The following is a 17345-nucleotide window of genomic DNA, read 5'->3' on the forward strand; positions in this document are numbered from 1 at the left end:
AACTAATGATTTGCTTTTGAAATAAAAACGAGGGGGAATACAATGAAACGAATGCCATTCAAACAACCAACCGACCATTATGATGAAAAGGTTTTTTCAATAGATGAACAACTTTGTGCATTATTAAAACAACGTAAGGAAATTTCAAATAATGATCCAGGTTTTCCACCTCATAAAAATATCTCAAATTGGGCAAAAAGGTTCGGACTGTACGAAGATTTGTTAAATTCGGTATTCGGTACATTGAGAAATGATGAAGAATTTAGACCACGTGTTGAACCAAAAGATTTTAGACGGCATTTACCCATCTTAAAATCAGTTGATAAAGGTGAATATTTATATACCGTAACTTTTATTCGGCAATATCAGAATGCAAGCGTGGTTCATCTTAATATCGATTGGGATTCGACGAAGGAGTCACCATACGACGGACATCAACACAATTTTTTCGAATTGTTTTTAGGAGAACAATATGATTGTCGATGGGATACTGGAAGTGGTTCAACAGGACAATTCGTATATAGTTTTATCGTGTCTCCGCCGTTACCTGACGATATTTCAGGACTTGATTTAGTTTTTAGAGAATATAGCGTGCCTTTTGGGGACAAACCCACAGGTCTAGAGATTTCAATGCATTTGTAATAATTTCGCTAAAGAGTGATTTACTTCATTATTAGGAGATGTTGGAAGCCTCCCTTTCTTAATTGTGCGTTTGCTGAAGATCGGAGCTGTCTTTAAGGCAGCTTTTTTTATAGAACTAAAGGGGAAGGTTAGTTGAATGAGGTAATATTTGGATTAAGATAGATATAAGTAGAAAAGTTAAGAATAAGGGGTGATTTTTTGGAGAAAAATATTGGGGATGTAGATTTTTTTAAACAAGTAGTAAAAAGACTTTGCAAAAAAAAAGAAACCTAAATTGAAATCATCGAGAACGTAATGGTTATTAGCATTAAGAACCATTTAAAAGATGGAGTAGACTTAGATTGTTTTAATATTTTAAACCTTATTTACCGAACAATTGGACCTTTAGAAGAGAGCTGAACAAACAAGAAATAGAATTATTGAGGCTTATGCAGAGTGCATTTTATTTTGATTATAGCAATGAAATGAATACCATTTGTCGATGAATTATTTACTAAGTTTTTAATGTTTTTACTGATATATGCAAAGTTACCAGTACACTAATAAAGTAATAAGGTTTACTTCAGTAAAATAAGGTATATTATATTTGTTGAATAGATTCTCTTTAAAGACAAGAAAAGTAGGTGAACAAAGTGGGAAAATATCAATTGGATACCAAAGGTAAGGTAGCTGTGACAAAGTTTCATGAAAAACAGAAGCCTGCCAAATTTGATAAAAAGCAGCAACTTGAAAAAATACGTGCGGAGTATTTGAAAAAGAAGCAAAAACAAACAGATAAATAATATGAATGAAAACATAGGAAGACTAAAATCTCCCTATGTTTTTCTTATTCGAAGTTCTTTTAGAGTTTATTATTCCCATAAATTTCAGATTCGGTGACAAAAAACTGGTCATCAGATATCCATTCCTTACTAAAAATTTCAGTAGCGGAATCAATAGACCAGCCGTTATTTTGGATACACCAGTAATCTCCAGCAGAAATTTTTAAAACATTTGGATACTCACTTGGCTTAGGTAGCTGAATAAAAAGATAAGTCTCGATCCAATGAGTAAACCTATAAAAAACCTACTATATCAACGTTTATAGGTTAAAAGGTTTACAGGTTTATGAAATTCTTTATATAAAAAAATAGATAGATGATGAGTTAGAGTTAGCCTTAGACAAAATTAGCTTATCAATCATCATTAGACAGTTTGAAAATCGCTTAGAATGGTTTTCTGAACACACAAAGCTGATTAATAAGCATAGATGGAATGTAGCAAGCTACCAGCGTTTAGCTTAATAGCTTTTATTGCTAGTAGTTTTCTTACCACAGCTAAACATTTCTGATATGCTCCAATAAAAAATAAAGCAACGCATTCCAATATAGAAACGGCTGCTTTAATTCATACTTTCAATTTTACGCTTGACGAGTTTTTTATAAAAATGGCTACGGTTTTGGTTACGTTTCTAAATAGTTGTAAATCAATTCTAGTCAATTGCGATAGTTAAGAAACATTGTATTCATCGTAAGAACTAACATAGAATAATTTAAAATAATTGGGAAAATATACCTTAAATGAATAAACTGCAATCTATTAAATTGTTGATATATCAATGTTTCTAACGTGTTTTTTGATAAATTTATAAACTTAGTTACGTTTTTGATTACGTTTTTTCCAATTTTCTGTATATGGTGGCAAACAAACACAAGAAAATAGGTAAGTTATTCATCGTTCAAATATATATAGGCTATTTATTCAAACCTCTTACTTATGCAACTAACGCATGCTTTACTTCTTTATGGGGCTGGAAACTGCTCCATTTTCTAATGGAACTAAAGGGGCAGGATTGCTTAAGAAGGATTATTACCCTTTTTTGTGGAATTAGTTTGCTTTTATAAGGGGAGGTATCTGGTGAAAAAAATTGTCATTATTGGTTCGGGGGGTTCTGGAAAATCCACTTTGGCAAAGCAGTTAGGCGAAAAGTCAAAAAGAAATGTTTATCATCTTGATGCATTATTCTGGAAACCTAATTGGATAGGTGTTCCAAGAGATGAACAAAGAAGAGTTCAAAAAGAATTAGTTAAAGAAGAAGAATGGATAATTGATGGGAACTATGGTGGGACAATGGAGATAAGACTTAATGCAGCCGATACAATAATCTTTCTCGATATTCCGAGAACAATTTGCGTCTTTCGTGCATTTAAAAGAATGCTTCAATATCGAAATAAAACAAGACCAGATATGGGAGAAGGTTGCGAAGAAAGGTTTTCCTTTGAGTTTTTTTAATGGATATGGGAATATCCCAAGACGAAAAGACCTAAAATTTTAGAGAGACTTGATCAGTTGTCTAAAGATAAAGAAGTTATTATCTTAAAATCACCAAAAGAAGTTCAATATTTTTTGGAAAAAGTGCAATAACTATAACTTTTTGTTTAGCTAACGGGTGCTTTAACTGAAGATCGGAGCTGTCTTTAAGGCAGCTTTTTCTAATGGAACTAACGGGGCAGGTTAGGTCATTAAGAACCTAATGAAATATATGGTATAATATGTAATAAATATACATAAGACCTAACAAGGGAGAGTTATTAATGTTTCCAATATTAGAGACAGAAAGACTAATACTAAGAGAAATAAAAAAAGAGGATGCAGAAGGTATTTTCGCTTGTTTTTCTAACAACAATGTAACACGTTATTATGGGCAAGAAACATTACGGAGTATAGAACAAGCAGAGAAGTTCGTTGATTTCTTTTCAAAAAACTACGATGAACAAAGAGGCATACGCTGGGGGATTGAAAGAAAAGAGACCAAAGGTATAATTGGAACAATTGGCTTTAATGCTTGGTTGCCTAAACATAAAAGAGCAGAAATAGGGTATGAAATCCATCCAGAGCAGTGGAGAAAAGGATATACTTCAGAAGCAATATCTAAAGTTCTTTCATATGGTTTTGATGTTATGGATTTAACTCGTATAGGTGCTGTTGTATTTATTGACAATGAAGCATCTAATAATTTACTAATTAAAATTGGTTTTCAAAAAGAGGGAGTTTTGAAGAAGTATATGTATCAAAATGGTGAAGCACACGATACCTATGTCTATTCATTACTCGAAAGTAATAATTAATTAAAGTTCTTCAGCCAACAGGTGCGTTCGTTTAACAAAGGGTTGCTGCGGCAGCCTTTTTCTAATGGAACTAAAGGTACAGGTTAGTGGAATAACTGAAAACTAAAGGGACATTTGTTAATGTTATAGAAGTGAAAAGTTAAAAGTTGAGGTAATATATGGATGAAATTATAAAAATTCTTCGAGACAGAGTAAAGTTTTTAAAAAACGCCACTAAAATTGAAAAACTATCAAAAGGGTACTCTCCCGATAAAAAATATGTGGTTTATGTTGATGATAACAAATTTTTGTTACGGGTATATGATATGGTGGGGCATGAAAAGAAGAAGGCAGAGTTTCAAATATTGAACAAAATGAAACAGTTTAATGTTCAATCATCACAACCGATTGATATAGGTATTATTGAAGCGTTAAACGCCGGTTATAATATTTACTCTTATATAGATGGTATAGATGCAAAAGAGGCAATACATACACTTAAAGAAGAAGAACAATATAAAATTGGAATGGAAGCAGGTATACAACTATCGAGGATGCATTTATATGAAGCTCCTTCAACAGTTAAAAACTGGTATGAACGAGTGATGGATAAGCATTATAGATATCTAAATGCTTACAAATCTTGTGGAATAAAGATTAAAAATGAAGAAAAGATTATTGATTTTATTGAAAAGAATAAACATCATGTAAAAAATCGTTCCAATCACTTGCAGCATGATGATTTTCATCTGGAGAATATTATTGTGAATGATAAGCAGTATGCTGGTGTAATTGATTTTAATAATTTTGATTGGGGGGACCCATATCATGACTTTGTAAAAGTAGCATTATTTCAAAGGGAATTAAGCGTTCCATTTTCAATTGGACAAATTGAAGGATATTTTGTTGGTAGTGTTCCTGAAGATTTTTGGATGCTTTATTCTATCTATACGGGAATGGTTATCTTTTCATCAGTTGTATGGTCTTTACGATTTGCACCAGACAATTTAGATGCAATGATAACACGATTATACGTTGTGTTGGAAGACCACAAAGATTTTGAATTACTAAAACCTACATGGTATGAACCAAATAAGTTATTAAACTAACAGGTGCTTTAATAAGGGAGGTTGCTGCGGCAGCCCTTTACTTATGGAACTAAAGGGGCAGTTTAGTTAATCAAGGAAAATAAAAGAGAATAGTAGAATAAGCTTTTACTATTTAATTGGGGGATACTTGTATGATAAAAAAGATTTATGTTGTTAGACATTGTGAAGCACAGGGCCAACCTCCTGAAGCACAATTAACAAAAAAAGGATTGAAACAAGCGAAAGATTTATCTGAATTTTTCTCCAATACTAAAATTGACCGAATCATATCAAGTCCATTTTTACGTGCTATTCAATCAGCAGAACCAATAAGTAAGAAAAAAAACTTGAAAATAGAGATTGATGAACGTTTGTCAGAACGCACACTAAGTACAACGGACTTACCTGACTGGTTTGAAAAACTTAAAGCAACGTTCAATGATATGGAGTTGAAATTTGAAGGAGGAGAGTCGAGTCAAGAAGCAATGAACCGAATAGTAAACGTTGTAGGTGAAGTGTTTAAAAGTGAAACTGAAAACACAATAATCGTTACTCACGGAAATTTAATGTCTTTACTGCTAAAGAATTATAATAATAACTTTGATTTTGAATGTTGGAAGAATCTTAGTAATCCTGACGTCTTTCAATTAACTTTTATAAAAAATGATGTAAATATGGAACGTATATGGCAAGAAGAAACAATAATAAATATTTGATTAGGCGTATTATTTTGTTCAACTAACAAGGGATTTAATCAATAAGGGAGTTGCATGGCAGCTCTTGTTCTTATATTTGTGAAGGATTGTACTTAAACTAACGGGTGCGTTAGTTCTATAGGGCATAAAGGAAGACCACAATAAGTGGTCTCTTTTATTTGTTCAAAAATCAACATTTCTAGCCCGAACTTATTTGGGTAAGGATTTTTTTGTATGATGAATAATTAGAAATTGAATGGAGATATTATTATTTGTACTATCCCTAATAGTACTTCATTGAAAAAAAGCCCTTCTCGTAGTGAGAGGGGCTTTTAAACAATTATAAGCTGTTTAAGTTTAAAAGCTTACAAATATCCTCAATTTGTTTTAGCTCGTGTTTATATTTCGGCAACATTAAATCGGTAGTTAATATTTCAAAGAAATACTTAGCTTCAAAAATAATTTTTGCGAAAAAACTATTTTTGTTGACTTTTATTTCTTTATTATCTACTGATAATACTACTGAATTTGAATCTACATCTTTTATACGTATCTCAATTGGTTGGTCCGGGTAAAAACAAGATCCTTCTCCATAAGTCGAATAGTCTTCAATTACATTTAATAAATATGACCATAATGTTGTTAAGTCATCCCAATAGTTGTGACCCACTATTGTTTGATTATTAAAAGAAAGGATTACTCCGCCATCTATTACAAGAATACCCTCTTGTATATAATCAGAAGGATTATCTTTAATAATTTTAACAAAAGGCTGCGGAGTTAAAGATAGATTAATAGTATAATCATCAGGATATTTAATTAGATCACCTAGATCAGTAACTTTTTTTGTTAAAATAAAACTATTAATTTGCAAGGAGTTCATGTCATTCTCACCTATTCTTATTTGGGATATAGTTGTTTAATATGTCCTTTGGTAATACCCAATACATATTTTACTCCATCTACGGTTCCAGTAACTTGAAATGTAGAGGTTGTTCCCTTTTTTGATAAAGTAGTTTTGTTTTGTTTTGCGATAGTTAGTGCGATTTTTTTAACTTCGTTAACTGATAAATCAGGATTATAATATGTTTGATTTGCTTTTACACTACCATCCCAATATTTAGGGTGGTGCCTAGTTTACATATGTTTCATATCAGTTTTTGTTAGTTTAAAAGTATGACTACCCGTTTTATAAGTTCCTGTTGAGTACTTTGACTAAAGCATTAGTCACCTTTGTGGTAGGAGCCTTTTTGAATACCTTTTTACCATATTTTATTACATACTTGCCGCCTGATAAAACAAGTCGTGCTACAAGTCCCCAAATCCTGGGTTGTATATCTGTCACAATAGCGCTATCTAATTCTATTGGAATGTCATTCCAGTTTATTTCATCATCATTGGCCTCTAAATCGAATGTAATATCATCCCAGTTTATTTCTTCAATATGATTTAATAGTTCTTGTTCACTTTCATATTCGACCCAATTATCTTCATCAATATATGTAGATGAAGAATCTTGAAGATTATCCATACCATTTGCTAATCCAGGTGGAACAATGGTGAAAAATAATGAAAATGATAGCAATACGATAATAATTTTTTTCATATAAACCCTCCTTTTTTCCATAATAATGCTATATTATCCTACAACTTCCAGTTTTTAAATCAACATAAGCTAAAATAAGAGCTGTGCAATCAGCTCTTTTGCTTATGCAACTATCGGGGCAGGATAGTTGAAGAGTGCTGGTTGATCTTTATTCAACAATTGGGCCATTTAATTGAATAAGATCTCCAAAAAACGACTGGATATTTATGTTAATATTAGAGGTGGTAAATCCTAAGTATCAAGCGCTTGGTGAGCTTAGAAGGCAGTTAAAACATCTTTCTGTCTATGCGATTATTTACATTCAAAAGAACTTCAACGTGAAATCAACATAGGACTGAATGTAGTGGAAAATTTAATTAACACGCCTGTTAATACTATTTAGTGTTGAAGAAAGGAGGGATAGAGTGCGTGAGTTTTCTTTAAATCTTTTGTCCAATCAAAAACCTTTATTTTTTCAAATTTATAGTTATTTTAAAGATGAAATATTACAGGGACAATTAGAATATGGTGTGTTTCTTCCCTCCATACGAAGCTGTGCACAATCGCTTAAAGTAAGTAAAAATACGATAGAGAGTGCCTATCACCTTTTAGTATCAGAAGGATACATATGCAACATTCCAAAAAAAGGATATAAAGTTGTATATCAAGGTGATCAAAACGTTTATGATAACCTATTTGTTTCAGATAACTCTTATAATAAGAATATACATTTAGATTTTCGTTACGGAAATATTGAACTTGCTTCATTTCCTTTTAATCAATGGAATAAAGTGCGTAACACATTTATATCGGATAATCAAAGTGATTATATGGTAGAGGGGAAATCGCAAGGAGAATATATCTTAAGGAAAGAACTTTCAAGATTACTGTATGAATCGAGGGGAGTGGTATCTAACCCTGAACAAATTATTATCGGTTCTACCCCTCAGCAACTTGTATCTCTTTTATGCCAACTTCTAGAAGCGGATAAATATATAATTGGAGTGGAGAATCCCGGTTACGATGGGGCAAGGAACACTTTCTTAAACCATGGATTTCAAGTGCATGCTATTCCATTGACTGGAGACGGGGTTTCTATTGAAGAACTTGAAAAAAGTGATGCAGATGTTATGTATGTAAGTCCGTCACAGCAATTTATGAACAAGATGGCTATGTCTCAAGAAAAAAGACAACAGTTGATTCAGTGGGTCTTTTCAAATAAATATATCATAGAGGATGACTATGAATGGGAATTTAAATATGAAGATGGTTATTTACCCTCCATTCAAAGTCTAAATCCCGAAAAGGTAGTTTATATTGGAAGAATTTCAAAAGTGTTATTACCAGTCTCCAATTTAAGTTACATAGTACTTCCTTACGATGTACTATCCTTATTTTACTCTAAAATGCCAGAATATGATCAATCTGTTCCTAGACTTGATCAATTGACTTTTTCTCAATATTTATCCGACGGATATTGGTATAAATATTTACAAAAGATGCGAAAACAATATGAAGAGAAAAGGAAAGTTTTTTTCGAAGCTATATCGCATAATATGGGAAATTTAGTGGAAATCGAAGGGAAAGATATAGGTCTACACACTTTCTTAACTGTTAAAACAGATAAAACAGAATCTGAATTAATTGCTTTGGGCTTAAAAAAAGGCGTTAAAGTTTATGGAACATCTAGATATTGGTTTCATACGACAGGTAAGTATCCAACAGTACTGCTAGGTTATGGAGCTTTAAATTGTGAGCAGATCTATAAAGGCACAAAATTACTAGCTGAGGCTTGGTTTGAATCCGGTTAATCTCAGCCTGTCCTACTCACTTTATCCATTCTGTCCCTTTTACAGTAAAGAAGTTCTGTTTACTATGTACTTAAATCAAACTTATTAAGGTGGTTATGTACATGAACTTAATTTTTGATATGGATGGAACAATTTGCTTTAAGGGACAACCAATTTCAAAGAACATTTTAAATCTTTTAATGGAATTACAGGAATCCGGTCATTTTATTGGATTTGCTTCCGCACGACCTTGTCGTGATATGCTGCCAATTTTAGATAACCGATTTAAGAACCATCTTTTAATCGGAGCGAATGGGGCGATGACTTATAACCAAGGAAAACCCAAATGCTTTACACCTATTCCTACTAAAGTAGCTGAAGAGATAGTAAATATACTAGATGACTATCATGCTGAATATCTTATTGATGATAAATGGAACTATTCTTTCAATTTAAAGCATCATCATCCTTTTCTAATGAATGTAGATCCACATAAGTTGGCTAACCATATAGAAATTGATCAAATTGAATCTTTCATTAAAATCGTTGTGTTATCTTGTAATAACTTTGAAGAATTATCTGAAAGAATAACACAATTAGATGTCACCATTCATTATCATTCTGCTGAAGGTATTTTAGATATAACATATAAAGATGTGAATAAAATGGCGGCCCTGGAGGAATCAGGTCTCTCTCTAGAGGAGTTTATTTGCTTTGGAAATGACATGAATGATCTCCCATTATTTCAAAAAGCTCACTATTCAGTAGTAATCGGTGAATATGAACCTCTTCTTATGATAGCGAAGGATCAAATTTTAGTTGATGAAAAAGTCGAACAAAATATTATATCAAAACTACAAGAGCTTAGTACAATATTTGTTTAAAAGGATAATTATTAATTTTACTTTTCTTCTAAACATCAATTAAGTATGATCAATTTTAATATATTATTATGAGAGGTGGAGGGAAGTTTTGAATCAATTCCTAGAGAAAAGACATTCAGCCTTAAGAGATGCCGAAAGGAAGGCTGAAGAGCTATTCAGAGTGGTTGAAGAAAAAGGTATATTACGTGATGGTGTAACTGAAAAACAAATCAATAGAGAAATTTATGAATTGGCCTTTCGAATGTTCGGAATTAAGAAATATTGGCATAAACGCATTGTGCGAGCTGGAAGGAACACATTATTTCCTTATAGAGAAAATCCACCAGATTTAACCGTGTCGGAGGAAGATATTGTATTTCTTGACTTTGGTCCCATCTTTGAAGACTGGGAAGCTGATTTCGGCCGGACATACGTTCTTGGAGAAGATCCGGTCAAAATAAAGCTTCGTAATGACATTAAACAAGCTTGGGAAGAGGGAAAAGCCTTCTTTCAATCCAGGCCTAATATTACAGGTAGTGAACTCTTCGCATTTGTTTGTGATCTTGCAAAAAAGTATGGATGGGAATATGGAGGTCCGCACGCCGGGCATCTTATTGGTGAGTTCCCTCACGAACGAGTTCAAGGAGAAGAAGTTGAGAACTATATTCATCCTGATAATGAAGTTCCCATGAGAGAACCTGATAGAAACGATCAACCACGAGATTGGATTCTAGAGATACATTTTATTGATCGAGACCTAGAAATAGGCGGTTTCTATGAACAGTTATTAACAGTTGAATAAATGGGGATAGTAGGGTCTGGAGACCACTCTAAGATTAAAAGACGATCCCTGTAACAAAATGTTCAATTTTGTTACAGGGATCTGTTGGTTTAGTGAAATCTATTCTAATGTTTAAGGAATTCGTCAAATTGCATTGTTTTAATTTGATTTTAGTGAACCACATTGCACCATTATCACTTTCAGGTCGATCACGTTTCTTACCTGTTAAAGATATCAATACGTTCAAATTATTGATACATATAGCACTTAAAGGGTTATTTAAAGTTAGGAAAATTGTATGCTTATTCAAGAAAAGGTCGCGATTCTTTAATAAGAATCGCTTTTCTTAATGAACTAACGGGTGCGTTAGTTCTTTAAAGATCTGTGACGATTAGTTCTTTTCTTCTGGAGCTAACAAGGCAGTTTAGGTGTTTTTAATTATCCCAATATATAATTGTCTGAATTTTATATCAAATTAATGCTTTGTTGAATTAAACCTGAAAAGCTACTCCTAAAGATTGGTATCTCTGGAGTAGCTCCTACTTTATAACTTTCTATACTTTTCTGGTACTCTGGAATCGAATATGGGAACATCTTTTCTTATTTGGGGTACTTTTTCTAAATCTAAAGTTGCCTTTAATTCACCAACTTCTTGATCTAATTTTTGAACAATGTCTCCCCATGGATCTACAATTTGTGAGCAACCTGCGAATTCCACTCCTAACTTTGTTCCCGTTACATTTGATGCAACAACATACATTTGGTTCTCAATTGCGCGCGCACGAAGTAACGTATTCCAATGTGTCTCCCTTGCGAGTGGCCATTCTGCTACGATATGTAGCACTTGAATACCTTGTAATGCTAAGTCACGAATAATTTCAGGGAATCGTAAATCGTAACAAATAATAATCCCCATTTTCACACCTTCAAGTTCAAATACTTCCACTTGATTATGACCGCCTGTTAAAAACTTGGGTTCATCTAACATCGGAACAAGGTGCATCTTATCATATGTATGAACAATATCACCTATTCGATTGACAATAACTGCACGATTAAAGATATCTTTACCTTCTAGTACGGCAACCGAGCCACCCACCAAGTTTACATTAAACTTCTTAGCCAGTGATTGTAAAAATTCAATTGATTGATTACCATCCACTTTGCAGAGTTCTTTCAATTCTTCTAACGCATAACCCGTAGACCACATTTCAGGAAGTACTACAACGTCCAAATCATCACTGTAGTTAGCTTCTAACCAGCATTCAATGATTTTCCTATTCTCTTCTGGATTCCCAACTTCTAATTCCATTTGAAATACCAAATAATTCACATTATTCACTCCTCAATATTATTTAGTAACGAAGTATCCGGTTTTACAAACAACCATAATATAGCTGCAATAAACACTGGGATTACAGTTACTCCTAATGTGATATTCCAACCAAAATTTTCTGCTAACCATCCACATAATAACGGTGAGACAAATGCTCCTAGATTTCCCCACAAGTTCATCCAACCTGAAACGGACCCTGAAAAGTTTCTGCCTAAGTCTGTAGCAGAAGCCCAAGAACAAACTACTGTGAATCCTAGTGACCCCAAGCATAATGATAACCATAAAACATTCATATAAGGCGATACTGTCATAACAGCCAGGTACATTGAAATAATAAATACTATTAAACCTGATATAGCTAACGAAGTTCTAGATATTTGTTTAGAAAAACCTTTACGTACTAAATAATCAGAAAGAATACCCCCAGTCATTACCGTTATTAGTATTGCTAACCATGGTAGGCTTGCAGCAAATCCCATTTTACTTAATGAGAATCCTCTATCTTCTAGTAGATAAGTAGGTAACCAAACTAAAAAGAAAGTAATAATATATAAAACAACAAAATACTGCATTCCTAACGCCCAAAATCTATAGCTTTTTAGAAAAGTATTCCATGGTGCTCTAACTTTAGCGGTTTCGACAAGTTCTCTGTCTTCAAGTATATATTCTTTTTCTTGTTCATTTACTAACTTGTGAATTTCAGGATAGTCTCTAGCTACAATGTACCATACACCTGCAATGATTATTCCTATTAATCCAAAAATATAAAATACAGCTTGCCAGCCAAAATATTGATATATATAAACTGTAACGATAGGGGCTATAACTGGTCCAAAATATGAACCTGCCAATAGAGCACTAGATGCTCTAGCCTTTTCATCTCTTCTAAACCAGTTTGTATTAAATACGGCGTTAGCTGGGAACATTGGTCCTTCACCGATCCCAAAGAAGAATCTCACCATATACAATAGACCGTGAGATTTAACTACACCCGTCAAACCCGTAAATACTGACCACCATACTAGAGCAAAAGTGATCATTTTTCTTGGGCCAAACTTTTCTGCCATAAGTCCTGCTGGAATTTGAACTAACGCGTAACCTAATGAGAATAATGATGCAAGCATACCAAACTGAACTTTATCTAAGCCTAAATCATCCATCATTGGTTTTGCTATTATTGAAATATTTGACCTATCCATGTAAGCGATTACACCGATGATAAAGAAAAAGAATGCTAGTCCCCATCTAACTTTTGTCGGTTTCTTTTTCAAAACAATCCCCCCTTAATAAACAATGGAATAATGATGTTTAATTTTTCTGTTTAATTTGGGGTGTTCAATTTCGTATTCAAATTTATCACCAAAAACAAATCCATTTTTTGTAGGCACGGTACCTGAAAAAATAACAGTATGTTCTAAATCTTTTTCCCCGAATTTGTCCAGCTTTTCCAATAAAACATCAACCTCTAAAAGAGCTTCTAGTGTGTCTTCTTGATATAAACTTTTTTCTCCATTTGAAGTAACATAAGAACGTAAAATAATATTATCCCAGTCTTCCTTTAAATCTGCTAATCTCCAAAAGTCAGTTGCAAGAGGTTTATCACATATTGATTTAGACTTTAAAATATCTTCTTTTTCTACTTCTCGATCTGTATGATCGCTTCCAAGGGTAACCAACCATTCTTTTCCGTCATGGAATAACACATATTCTGTTTCCCCAGAGGAGAATTTGCTTCCATGACATTCATTAGAAAAATTCAGTTGTTCTATTTTTTGTGGATAAATCATCGGTACATTAGGTGGAGGTGCAATTCCTAATTCTTTTAATTCATCTATGTGTTCTTGGATCTTTTCTATATTTCTTCCACCATACCCAACAACAATTACTTTATTAATATCAATTTCATGTTTTTTAACCTCTCCATTAGAAAGATGTAAATTAATTTCTTTTCTCATTTGAATTCCTCCTCAATTGATTAACAATTTCATTTTTTGTATTTTCGACATGATTATTTGATGCTACCAGAAGTTGATTAATATCTTGTGATTTTAAAGCTTGTACAATTGCTTTATGTTCAGATATTGTTTCCTCAATACGCGACTTCTCAGTTATGGCTTTTAACCCAAACCATCTAATCTGATCACCAATTTCTTCAAACCATTTTTCTAATCGCTGATTTTTAGTTAATAATACAATTTCAGAATGGAACTCTTTATCTAATTCAATAAATCTTTGGTGATCTGTTTTATTTTTTTCTTGCTCCTCTATGTAACCTTCTAATACTTTTATTTGTTCTGGAGTAATATTTCCACAGATTTTTTCTAGTGAGAATCGGTCAAAAATCATTCGTATTTCCATGACTTCAATTACATTTTCTTCTGTAATTTCATTAATAAACGTACCAACTCGTGGCTTTGAAATTATCCATTTTTCTCTTTCTAATAACGATAGGGATTCTCTTACAGGAGTTCTACTTACACCTAATTTTTCACTGAGGTCTCTTTCATATATTGCTTGACCAGGTAGAAGTTCATAATTCAAAATTGATTTCTTAATTGCCTCAAAAGCTATATCTCTTAACGGCATAACTGTCTCTATTTTTTTCATTTTTCCTCCTATTGGTATGTGGTATACCAATTATATTATAAACCCAAAATTCAGTCAATTCAAAATAATATGTTTTCTTTGGTAGCCCTTTTCTTAGGGCACTAAAGGGGGAGGATAGTTGAACAAAGAATCTCAATAGAAATACAAGATTACATGGTAAAATAGTGAAAAAAGGCTGTGTCATATATGAACGTTTCTTTAATTGTTGCGATGGACAAGAATAGAGTAATTGGCAAAGAGAATGATATTCCATGGAGAATTCCAAAGGATTGGGAGTATGTTAAAAATACTACAAAGGGACATCCAATTATATTAGGTAGAAAAAACCTTGAGTCAATCGGAAGGGCTTTACCTGACAGAAGAAATATTATTTTGACGAGAGATAAGGATTTTAGCTTTGACGGTTGTGAAATTGTCCATTCAATCGAAAATGTATTTGAGTTATGTAAAAATGAAGAAGAGATTTTTATTTTCGGTGGAGAACAGATTTATAATATGTTCTTGCCTTATGTTGAGAAGATGTATATTACAAAAATTCATCATGAATTTAAAGGAGATATATTTTTTCCAGAAGTTAACTTCGATGAATGGAAAGAAGTATCTGTTGAAAAAGGGATAATGAATGAAAAAAACCCTTATAACTACTATTTTCACGTTTATGAAAGAAAACTTAATTAAGCTAACTGGGTGCATTAGCTTAAGATCGTAGCTGTCTTTAAGGCAGCTTTTCTTTATGCAACTAAAGGGGCAGAATAGTTGAAGAACTTAGGAATTTGAAACTTTAAATCGGTTAAATCGTAATAAAGATAAATGTCAAAGGAGAAGTGAATAATCGGAGGTGAAATCCTTGAGAAATGATGAAGGTAAACGTAAATAAAGCAAAATTGATACTGATGATGGATGGAATAGAACGTTTTATGGAAGCCCCACAATTGGAGGGGTTATTGTAGTTGGGGCAATTGTTCTATACTTTATATTCAAATAGATTTATTCAACTAACGGGTGCGTTAGCTTAAGATCGGTGCTATTGGTAATTATATATGCTTACGATGCTGATTAAGGAGTGAGATAAAATATTAAATTTACCAAAATTTTCAAAAGTAAAGATACTAAAACTATCTGTTCATGCATTGTTAATAGGTGTTTTATTAACTTTTTTTAGTTTAATTGTTAATGATGTTATTTCAATTGTTTTTCATGAAAGAATTACATTGAATTTATTTTTTATTAATTTAATTATGGTTTTGTGGGTTTTGTGGGCAATGCAAAATACAAAATATCAAAAACAATGAACTTGAGTTTAGTAAATAAAGTGTTTTTTATTCAGCTAACGGGTGCGTTAGCTGAAGATCGGGGCTGTCTTTAAGGCAGCTTTTTCTTATGGAACTAAAGGGGCAGTTTAGTTGAACAAGAAATCATGGTAAAATTCATAAAAATTGTCGAGGTGATTGTATGAAATATACTTGTCCTTGTTGTGGATATAAAACTTTAGATGAAGAACCTCCAGGAACGTATGATATTTGTGAAATCTGTTTTTGGGAAGATGATGGTTACCAATATGAACATCCAGATGAGGATGGAGCAAATTATGTTCCCTTTAGAGAAGCACAACTAAATTTTAAAAAATTTGGGGCTAAAGGTGAAAGAAGTTTACAATTTGTAAGAAAGCCAAATAAATCCGATATAAAGGATCCTAATTGGAAACCGTTATGAGTTTACATAGGGAATTATTAAACTAACAAGGGCGTTAGCTGAAGATCGGAGCTGTCTTTAAGGCAGCTTTTTCTTTATGGAACTAACGGGGCAGGTTAGTTCAACAAGGTTCGGCAAAAAAGAATAATGGTTTAAGCGCATATATAAATCGGGTAGTAACAATTGAATATAAATAATTGACCACTAACATAGAGCTTCTATGGGGAGGCAGCACTATGGCTTACTTGTTGGGAAATCTAAAAGCATCTTTAGAGCAACCAAGGAACGTTTAAATCTTCTCAACGAACGTGGTGTTGAAGCATTAAACATTCTTTATCCAGGACTAAATTATGGTGGAATGCTTTATTATCAGCTTTTAGAATCTTTACCCAAAGAAATCACAGCCTAATCCTTGAATTTAAGGGAATATATCCTGAAAAGTATGAAAATTTCAGATAAGTGCTGTTATGTAAACATATTTTAGGTAAATGACTGTTTGTGAAAATATATTTTTTATTCCGATATTCAATTATCTTGAAGTATGTTTTGTAGTGTTACAATACAGTTAAAAAGGAGACCATAATGTGGAATATAATTTGAAATTATCCAATGGAGAACATATATTTTATCACTTTGAACAAATTGACTATTATATAGAGAATGCTGTCTCTTTTATAGTCTCCGGTATTAAACAAGGAGACCATATAATATTAATCGAAAATGAAAGCATTTCTGTAAGGATATTTAATAAAGTTAGATTAGTGCTTACCGCTGAAGAATTGTCTAACGTACACTATACAGACAACTTTGCTTTCTACTGTAAACACGGGGATTTTCATACGCCAACGATTGTAGCGGATTTTGAAGAAATTTTAAAACCGTTCCTTGATGAAAATTTAACGATTCGAACATGGGCTCATGTAGAGTGGGGGCATCAGCTAGAAATAGAACAAAAAATAAATCAATTTGAAGAAGTAGCAAATAAAAGCGTAAATGAAATGGGGTTAGTATCAGTTTGCGCATATGATACAGCAACAATAACTGAATCTATAATGCAAAATTTAATGAAAAGCCATGAATTCCTCATGACAGACATTGAACTTCGTCCTTCCGCTTATTACATCAGAACAATTATAGTATAGTTGCTATGTTTAGTTTTGTTCTCACCTAATTCATTTTG

The 17345-nt window shown here is 32.6% G+C and carries 17 protein-coding genes and 1 pseudogene; 12 read left to right on the plus strand and 6 right to left on the minus strand.

Features of this window, described 5'->3' with window-relative positions:
* Positions 1-42: 42 nt before the first annotated feature.
* The 6 genes and pseudogenes from ABC374_RS01915 (at position 43) to ABC374_RS01940 (ending at position 5532) form a co-directional block, all read left to right on the plus strand.
* Positions 43-642, plus strand: coding sequence for a hypothetical protein (locus tag ABC374_RS01915; protein ID WP_413015541.1), 600 nt, complete (start codon positions 43-45; stop codon positions 640-642).
* Between the two features lie 632 nt (positions 643-1274).
* Positions 1275-1424 (plus strand): hypothetical protein, encoded by a 150-nt coding sequence (locus ABC374_RS01920; RefSeq protein ID WP_048680414.1) that lies wholly within the window; start codon positions 1275-1277, stop codon positions 1422-1424.
* 1114 nt (positions 1425-2538) lie between these two features.
* Positions 2539-3045: pseudogene (locus ABC374_RS01925) on the plus strand (DNA topology modulation protein).
* A gap of 170 nt (positions 3046-3215) precedes the next feature.
* Positions 3216-3749, plus strand: coding sequence for a GNAT family N-acetyltransferase (locus tag ABC374_RS01930; protein WP_413015544.1), 534 nt, complete (start codon positions 3216-3218; stop codon positions 3747-3749).
* Positions 3750-3907: 158 nt separating this feature from the next.
* Entirely contained in the window at positions 3908-4837 is a 930-nt protein-coding gene (locus tag ABC374_RS01935; protein WP_413015546.1) for an aminoglycoside phosphotransferase family protein, read from the plus strand.
* Positions 4838-4971: 134 nt separating this feature from the next.
* Positions 4972-5532 (plus strand): histidine phosphatase family protein, encoded by a 561-nt coding sequence (locus tag ABC374_RS01940; protein WP_413020234.1) that lies wholly within the window; start codon positions 4972-4974, stop codon positions 5530-5532.
* Between the two features lie 319 nt (positions 5533-5851).
* Here ABC374_RS01940 and ABC374_RS01945 read toward each other — a convergent pair whose 3' ends face one another.
* Together ABC374_RS01945 and ABC374_RS01950 are read right to left on the minus strand one after the other, a co-directional pair.
* Entirely contained in the window at positions 5852-6394 is a 543-nt protein-coding gene (locus ABC374_RS01945; RefSeq protein WP_413015548.1) for a hypothetical protein, read from the minus strand.
* Positions 6395-6700: 306 nt separating this feature from the next.
* Positions 6701-7117: a hypothetical protein gene (locus ABC374_RS01950; protein ID WP_413015550.1), complete on the minus strand. Its 417-nt coding sequence runs from the start codon at positions 7115-7117 to the stop codon at positions 6701-6703.
* A 404-nt stretch (positions 7118-7521) separates the two neighbouring features.
* On the opposite strand from ABC374_RS01950, the gene pdxR reads away from it, so the two are divergent.
* The 3 genes from pdxR (at position 7522) to ABC374_RS01965 (ending at position 10551) form a co-directional block, all read left to right on the plus strand.
* The gene (pdxR, locus tag ABC374_RS01955) at positions 7522-8907 is read left to right on the plus strand and encodes a MocR-like pyridoxine biosynthesis transcription factor PdxR (protein ID WP_413015552.1); all 1386 of its coding nucleotides are present in this window, start codon (positions 7522-7524) and stop codon (positions 8905-8907) included.
* Between the two features lie 101 nt (positions 8908-9008).
* The gene (locus tag ABC374_RS01960) at positions 9009-9770 is read left to right on the plus strand and encodes an HAD-IIB family hydrolase (RefSeq protein ID WP_413015554.1); all 762 of its coding nucleotides are present in this window, start codon (positions 9009-9011) and stop codon (positions 9768-9770) included.
* A gap of 88 nt (positions 9771-9858) precedes the next feature.
* Positions 9859-10551, plus strand: a complete 693-nt coding sequence (locus ABC374_RS01965; protein ID WP_413015556.1) for a M24 family metallopeptidase — start codon at positions 9859-9861, stop codon at positions 10549-10551.
* A 523-nt stretch (positions 10552-11074) separates the two neighbouring features.
* On the opposite strand, the gene ABC374_RS01970 is transcribed toward ABC374_RS01965, so the two are convergent.
* The 4 genes from ABC374_RS01970 to ABC374_RS01985 are packed head-to-tail and all read right to left on the minus strand — an operon-like array spanning position 11075 to position 14473.
* The gene (locus ABC374_RS01970) at positions 11075-11863 is read right to left on the minus strand and encodes a carbon-nitrogen family hydrolase (RefSeq protein ID WP_413015558.1); all 789 of its coding nucleotides are present in this window, start codon (positions 11861-11863) and stop codon (positions 11075-11077) included.
* A gap of 5 nt (positions 11864-11868) precedes the next feature.
* Positions 11869-13137, minus strand: coding sequence for an MFS transporter (locus tag ABC374_RS01975; protein WP_350301315.1), 1269 nt, complete (start codon positions 13135-13137; stop codon positions 11869-11871).
* 12 nt (positions 13138-13149) lie between these two features.
* On the minus strand, positions 13150-13821 hold the full coding sequence (locus tag ABC374_RS01980) for a DUF2848 family protein (protein WP_350301316.1): 672 nt from the start codon (positions 13819-13821) through the stop codon (positions 13150-13152).
* Positions 13805-14473 carry a GntR family transcriptional regulator gene (locus ABC374_RS01985; RefSeq protein ID WP_413015561.1) on the minus strand — a complete coding sequence of 223 codons (669 nt, stop codon included), beginning with the start codon at positions 14471-14473 and terminating at the stop codon, positions 13805-13807. Before ABC374_RS01985 ends, ABC374_RS01980 begins: the two co-directional genes overlap by 17 nt.
* Positions 14474-14659: 186 nt before the next feature.
* Between ABC374_RS01985 and dfr the strand changes: the two genes are divergently transcribed.
* From dfr to ABC374_RS02000, 3 genes are all read left to right on the plus strand, one after another.
* Complete coding sequence (gene dfr, locus ABC374_RS01990; protein ID WP_413015563.1) at positions 14660-15151, plus strand: DfrD/DfrG/DfrK family trimethoprim-resistant dihydrofolate reductase; 492 nt, start codon at positions 14660-14662, stop codon at positions 15149-15151.
* Between the two features lie 774 nt (positions 15152-15925).
* Positions 15926-16186, plus strand: coding sequence for a CPCC family cysteine-rich protein (locus ABC374_RS01995; RefSeq protein WP_413015565.1), 261 nt, complete (start codon positions 15926-15928; stop codon positions 16184-16186).
* A gap of 563 nt (positions 16187-16749) precedes the next feature.
* Positions 16750-17307, plus strand: a complete 558-nt coding sequence (locus ABC374_RS02000; RefSeq protein WP_413015567.1) for an MEDS domain-containing protein — start codon at positions 16750-16752, stop codon at positions 17305-17307.
* The last annotated feature ends 38 nt before the right edge of the window (positions 17308-17345 follow it).

The organism is Peribacillus phoenicis, assembly GCF_047238085.1.
GTDB lineage: Bacteria > Bacillota > Bacilli > Bacillales > DSM-1321 > Peribacillus.

Bases quoted from the DNA above. Each gene is read 5' to 3' on its own strand.
- ABC374_RS01950 (WP_413015550.1), bottom strand. From the start codon at position 7,117: ATGAAAAAAATTATTATCGTATTGCTATCATTTTCATTATTTTTCACC.
- dfr (WP_413015563.1), top strand. From the start codon at position 14,660: ATGAACGTTTCTTTAATTGTTGCGATGGACAAGAATAGAGTAATTGGC.
- ABC374_RS01980 (WP_350301316.1), bottom strand. From the start codon at position 13,821: ATGAGAAAAGAAATTAATTTACATCTTTCTAATGGAGAGGTTAAAAAA.
- ABC374_RS01915 (WP_413015541.1), top strand. From the start codon at position 43: ATGAAACGAATGCCATTCAAACAACCAACCGACCATTATGATGAAAAG.
- ABC374_RS01985 (WP_413015561.1), bottom strand. From the start codon at position 14,473: ATGAAAAAAATAGAGACAGTTATGCCGTTAAGAGATATAGCTTTTGAG.
- ABC374_RS01995 (WP_413015565.1), top strand. From the start codon at position 15,926: ATGAAATATACTTGTCCTTGTTGTGGATATAAAACTTTAGATGAAGAA.
- ABC374_RS01930 (WP_413015544.1), top strand. From the start codon at position 3,216: ATGTTTCCAATATTAGAGACAGAAAGACTAATACTAAGAGAAATAAAA.
- ABC374_RS01960 (WP_413015554.1), top strand. From the start codon at position 9,009: ATGAACTTAATTTTTGATATGGATGGAACAATTTGCTTTAAGGGACAA.
- ABC374_RS01935 (WP_413015546.1), top strand. From the start codon at position 3,908: ATGGATGAAATTATAAAAATTCTTCGAGACAGAGTAAAGTTTTTAAAA.
- ABC374_RS01945 (WP_413015548.1), bottom strand. From the start codon at position 6,394: ATGAACTCCTTGCAAATTAATAGTTTTATTTTAACAAAAAAAGTTACT.